Source organism: Oscillibacter ruminantium GH1 (genome assembly GCF_000307265.1).
GTDB classification, from domain to species: Bacteria; Bacillota; Clostridia; order Oscillospirales; family Oscillospiraceae; genus Oscillibacter; species Oscillibacter ruminantium.
The window spans coordinates 1-5,955 of sequence record NZ_DF158903.1; the positions used below are offsets into that span (position 1 = coordinate 1).

A 5,955-nucleotide genomic window follows, 5' to 3' on the forward strand; every position below is an offset into this window, starting at 1 on the left:
GCTGTCAAAAAGAGTTAAAAAACTTCTTGACAAAAGGTCGAAAGTCCTGTATAATGAACAGTGTTCCGCCGAAACGGCGTGTACCTTGTAAATTAAACAACGTAACGAAAAAGAAAGCACCAGCGGTAGACGCTTTGTGAGAAATCACGAGGTGTCGCCGAAGAAGTTGCAAGGCCGGGTTAAGTCAATTACTGGGACTTGTAACTATAAAACATGAAGCTATGATGATAGCTCTGTAAAAGATTAGATCGAATTGGAAACGATTCGTTTTGATACCATTTTATAGAGAGTTTGATCCTGGCTCAGGACGAACGCTGGCGGCGTGCTTAACACATGCAAGTCGAACGGAACACCCTTGACAGAGGTTTCGGCCAATGAAGAGGAATGTTTAGTGGCGGACTGGTGAGTAACGCGTGAGGAACCTGCCTTTCAGAGGGGGACAACAGTTGGAAACGACTGCTAATACCGCATGAAGCAGCGAGGGGACATCCCCTTGCTGTCAAAGATTTATCGCTGAAAGATGGCCTCGCGTCTGATTAGCTAGTTGGTGGGGTAACGGCCCACCAAGGCGACGATCAGTAGCCGGACTGAGAGGTTGACCGGCCACATTGGGACTGAGATACGGCCCAGACTCCTACGGGAGGCAGCAGTGGGGAATATTGGGCAATGGACGCAAGTCTGACCCAGCAACGCCGCGTGAAGGAAGAAGGCTTTCGGGTTGTAAACTTCTTTTAACAGGGAAGAGAAGAAGACGGTACCTGTTGAATAAGCCACGGCTAACTACGTGCCAGCAGCCGCGGTAATACGTAGGTGGCAAGCGTTGTCCGGATTTACTGGGTGTAAAGGGCGTGTAGCCGGGAAGGCAAGTCAGATGTGAAATCTGGAGGCTCAACCTCCAAACTGCATTTGAAACTGCTTTTCTTGAGTATCGGAGAGGTAATCGGAATTCCTTGTGTAGCGGTGAAATGCGTAGATATAAGGAAGAACACCAGTGGCGAAGGCGGATTACTGGACGACAACTGACGGTGAGGCGCGAAAGCGTGGGGAGCAAACAGGATTAGATACCCTGGTAGTCCACGCTGTAAACGATCAATACTAGGTGTGCGGGGACTGACCCCCTGCGTGCCGCAGTTAACACAATAAGTATTGCACCTGGGGAGTACGATCGCAAGGTTGAAACTCAAAGGAATTGACGGGGGCCCGCACAAGCGGTGGATTATGTGGTTTAATTCGAAGCAACGCGAAGAACCTTACCAGGACTTGACATCCTACTAACGAGGTAGAGATACGTCAGGTGCCCTTCGGGGAAAGTAGAGACAGGTGGTGCATGGTTGTCGTCAGCTCGTGTCGTGAGATGTTGGGTTAAGTCCCGCAACGAGCGCAACCCCTATTGTTAGTTGCTACGCAAGAGCACTCTAGCGAGACTGCCGTTGACAAAACGGAGGAAGGTGGGGACGACGTCAAATCATCATGCCCCTTATGTCCTGGGCTACACACGTAATACAATGGCGGTCAACAGAGGGATGCAAAGCCGTGAGGCAGAGCGAACCCCTAAAAGCCGTCTCAGTTCGGATCGTAGGCTGCAACTCGCCTACGTGAAGTCGGAATCGCTAGTAATCGCGGATCAGAATGCCGCGGTGAATACGTTCCCGGGCCTTGTACACACCGCCCGTCACACCATGAGAGTCGGGAACACCCGAAGCCCGTAGCCTAACTGCAAAGAGGGCGCGGTCGAAGGTGGGTTCGATAATTGGGGTGAAGTCGTAACAAGGTAGCCGTATCGGAAGGTGCGGCTGGATCACCTCCTTTCTAAGGAGAACTCAGCGTTTGAATAAAGCGCTGTAACTTCCTAAGGTCAGCCGCTGGAGCAGATGGAGTAGTTACGTTGTTTAATTTAGAGGGCATACGTCCGAAGGCGGTGTCTTGGGAGATCGACGGGGGATTAGCTCAGCTGGGAGAGCGCCTGATTTGCATTCAGGAGGTCAACGGTTCGATCCCGTTATTCTCCACCAAAAGTTGATAGGGGCCCGTAGCTCAGCTGGCTAGAGCGTGCGACTGATAATCGCAAGGTCGGTGGTTCGAGCCCACTCGGGCCCACCAAACAGTGTTTTGCTGTTGGATTGAAGCATTCAAGGGATTGAGTGTTTCAATCTGGCTTCAAAAGTCAGGAGATTGCACCTTGAAAACTGAACAATGTATGAAGAATGAAGTAAGGCAACAGAGAGGTTTTTCATAAATCAAGAAATTGGTTGTGGAAAATAGCAAGATATTTTAATTGTGGAACAACATCTATTTAGATGAAGGGTAACAATTACAGTTTCGAACGAAAAAATCTTTGTGATTGCCTGCATGATTACTCATAGAGAACCAAATCTCTAATGACGATAGTTGGCACGAGTCCGCAAGGACAAGAAGCCGACGAAGGTCAAGCTAATAAGAGCGCAAGGGGAATGCCTTGGCACTGAGAGCCGAAGAAGGACGCGACAAGCTGCGATAAGCTGCGGGGAGGAGCAAATATCCATTGATCCGCAGATTTCCGAATGGGGAAACCCGGCTGGACAATATCCAGTCATCCTGCATTGAATCAAATAGGTGTAGGAAGGGAACCGCCTGAACTGAAACATCTAAGTAGGGCGAGGAAAAGACATCAACAGAGATTCCGCAAGTAGTGGCGAGCGAACGCGGAAGAGGCCAAACCGGAGGATTTATTCTCCGGGGTTGTGGACCGGCATAAGATCTACTAGTCTAGTCGAACGGCATGGGAAGGCCGACGATACAGGGTGAGAGTCCCGTAGACGAAAGGCGATGTAGATTGGCTGGTATCCAGAGTACCGCTGGACACGTGAAACCCGGTGGGAAACTGGGGGGACCACCCTCCAAGCCTAAATACTACTCAGTGACCGATAGAGGAGCAGTACCGTGAGGGAAAGGTGAAAAGGACCCCGGGAGGGGAGTGAAAGAGAACCTGAAACCTTGTGCTTACAAGCAGTCAAAGCGCGTTAATGCGTGATGGCGTACTTTTTGTAGAACGGTCCGGCGAGTTATAGTAACGAGCAAGCTTAAGGTATTCAGTACCGGAGGCGCAGCGAGAGCGAGTCTGAATAGGGCGTAAAAAGTTCGTTGCCATAGACCCGAAACCGGGTGACCTACCCATGAGCAGGTTGAAGTGGGGGTAAAGCCCCATGGAGGACCGAACCGACCCCCGTTGCAATGGTGGCGGATGACTTGTGGGTAGCGGTGAAATTCCAATCGAACTCGGAGATAGCTGGTTCTCCCCGAAATAGCTTTAGGGCTAGCGTTAACTTAGATTACCGGAGGTAAAGCACTGAATGGTAGAGGGGCCGATAAGGTTACCAACGCCTATCAAACTCAGAATGCCGGCTAATTGATGGTTAGCAGTCAGACAGTGTGAGATAAGTTTCATTGTCAAAAGGGAAACAGCCCAGACCTACAGCTAAGGTCCCAAATGTATGCTAAGTGGAAAACGATGTGGAATTGCGAAAACAACCAGGATGTTGGCTCAGAAGCAGCCACACATTAAAAGAGTGCGTAATAGCTCACTGGTCGAGTGGTTCTGCGCGGAAAATGTAACGGGGCTAAGCATACAACCGAAGCTTAGGATTGTCAGTAATGACAGTGGTAGGGGAGCGTTCCATACAGGGTGAAGTCGTAGCGTAAGCAGCGGTGGACAGTATGGAAGTGAGAATGCCGGAATGAGTAGCGAGAATCATGTGGGAATCATGATGGCCGAAAATCTAAGGTTTCTTGGGGAAGGTTCGTCCGCCCAAGGTAAGCCGGGGGCTAAGGCGAGGCCGCAAGGCGTAGTCGATGCACATACGGTAGAAATTCCGTAGCCACCGAACTTTAAACCAGAGGGACACTTCAGAATAGCGGAACCCGGGCGTTGGTTGCCCCGGGCGTAAGGGAGCGAAATTATAGTAGCGAAGTCCGCGATGTCTGGAGGCGAGAAAAGCTCTGGCGTATACTAAGGTGCCCGTACCGCAAACCGACACAGGTAGATGAGGAGAGAATCCTAAGGCCAACGGGAGAAGGGTTGTTAAGGAACTCGGCAAGTTGACCCCGTAACTTCGGAAGAAGGGGAGCCTCGAAAGAGGCCGCAGTGAATAGGCCCAAGCAACTGTTTACCAAAAACACAGGTCTATGCTAAATCGAAAGATGACGTATATGGGCTGACGCCTGCCCGGTGCCGGAAGGTTAAGAGGAGATGTCAGGGGCAACCCGAAGCATTGAATTGAAGCCCCGGTAAACGGCGGCCGTAACTATAACGGTCCTAAGGTAGCGAAATTCCTTGTCAGGTAAGTTCTGACCCGCACGAAAGGCGTAATGATTTGGGCACTGTCTCAACAGCCCTCCCGGCGAAATTGTAGTACCGGTGAAGATGCCGGTTACCCGCAACTAGACGGAAAGACCCCATGGAGCTTTACTGCAGCTTAATACTGGAAATCGGTAATTCATGTACAGGATAGGTGGGAGACATGGAAGCACGGGCGTCAGCTCGTGTGGAGTCGATGGTGGGATACCACTCTTGAATTGCTGATTTTCTAACCTGCGGCCCTGAATCGGGTCGGGGGACACTGTTAGGTGGGCAGTTTGACTGGGGCGGTCGCCTCCTAAAGAGTAACGGAGGCGCTCAAAGGTTCGTTCAGCACGGACGGAAATCGTGCAGTGAGTGTAAACGCATAAACGAGCCTGACTGCGAGACCGACGGGTCGAGCAGGAACGAAAGTTGGAGTTAGTGATCCGGTGGTATGCAAGTGGAAGTGCCATCGCTCAACGGATAAAAGCTACCCTGGGGATAACAGGCTGATCTCCCCCAAGCGTCCACAGCGACGGGGAGGTTTGGCACCTCGATGTCGGCTCGTCACATCCTGGGGCTGTATTCGGTCCCAAGGGTTCGGCTGTTCGCCGATTAAAGTGGCACGCGAGCTGGGTTCAGAACGTCGTGAGACAGTTCGGTCCCTATCTGTTGCGGGCGTAAGAGATTTGAAGGGAGCTGTCCTTAGTACGAGAGGACCGGGATGGACATACCTCTGGTGCACCAGTTGTCCTGCCAAGGGCATAGCTGGGTAGCTATGTATGGACGAGATAAACGCTGAAGGCATCTAAGCGTGAAACTCTCCCTAAGATAAGATCTCTCATTCGTGAGAAGTAAGGGCACAGGAAGACTACCTGTTTGATAGGCCAGAGGTGGAAGCGCAGTAATGTGTGTAGCTGACTGGTACTAATCGCCCGAGGGCTTGACCTACAATTGTGCAGGCAATGAGCCTTAAAGAATGAAAACATACATTGTTCGGTTTTGAGGGTGCAAAAGAGGAAATTGATTCTCTTGAGAATCCTTCTTACAGCGATCCGCACCTTTAGCTCAGTTGGTAGAGCAACTGACTCTTAATCAGTGGGTCCCCGGTTCGAGTCCGTGAAGGTGCACCAAAGCTCATTTGAGGTGTACTCAATGCGGGTACACCTCGGATGAGGAAAATCCATTCGTACCTTTGTTCCGAGTCAAACCAGCAAAGCGTTTGACGAGGAAGGGGAGGAAGAACGGAGCGGAATGAGCTTTTGGCAGAGCCGGAAGCGAATTGTGCGCAGTTTCTTCCGACGACATGGCCCGTTGGTCAAGTGGTTAAGACAGCGGCCTCTCACGCCGTTAACATCGGTTCGAATCCGGTACGGGTCACCAGTAAAAAAAGGTTCTTGACAAGAACAACGCAGTCCTTTATAATACAGTTTGTTTCCGGAAACGGATAACATAAATACCCCACGCATCCCACGTCTTTTTCGACATGTGTGCATTGCATACAGGCCGAAAGGTGAGAAGTTGGTGCTGATTAGAGCGAGGGTCCACCCGTTCCCATTCCGAACACGGTAGTTAAGCTCGCTTCTGCCCACAATACTTGGCTGGCAACGGCCCGGGAAGACAGGTAGCGCCAACACAAA

General features: G+C 51.1%; 4 tRNA genes and 3 rRNA genes. All 7 read left to right on the forward strand.

The annotated features are described in order from the left end of the window. The first annotated feature begins 279 nt into the window (after positions 1 to 279). The 7 genes from ON16_RS14735 (at position 280) to rrf (ending at position 5,951) form a co-directional block, all read left to right on the forward strand. Positions 280 to 1,809, forward strand: a 16S ribosomal RNA gene (locus tag ON16_RS14735). 127 nt (positions 1,810 to 1,936) lie between these two features. Further along, positions 1,937 to 2,012 (forward strand) — tRNA-Ala (locus tag ON16_RS14740). An 11-nt stretch (positions 2,013 to 2,023) separates the two neighbouring features. Then, positions 2,024 to 2,100 (forward strand) — tRNA-Ile (locus ON16_RS14745). A gap of 323 nt (positions 2,101 to 2,423) precedes the next feature. Next, a 23S ribosomal RNA gene (locus ON16_RS14750) occupies positions 2,424 to 5,266 on the forward strand. Between the two features lie 106 nt (positions 5,267 to 5,372). Continuing rightward, a tRNA-Lys gene (locus ON16_RS14755) sits at positions 5,373 to 5,448 on the forward strand. Positions 5,449 to 5,623: 175 nt separating this feature from the next. Then, positions 5,624 to 5,698 (forward strand) — tRNA-Glu (locus ON16_RS14760). Between the two features lie 137 nt (positions 5,699 to 5,835). Next, positions 5,836 to 5,951, forward strand: a 5S ribosomal RNA gene (rrf, locus tag ON16_RS14765). Together the 16S, 23S and 5S rRNA genes with 4 tRNA genes alongside form the textbook arrangement of a ribosomal RNA operon. Positions 5,952 to 5,955: the final 4 nt, after the last annotated feature.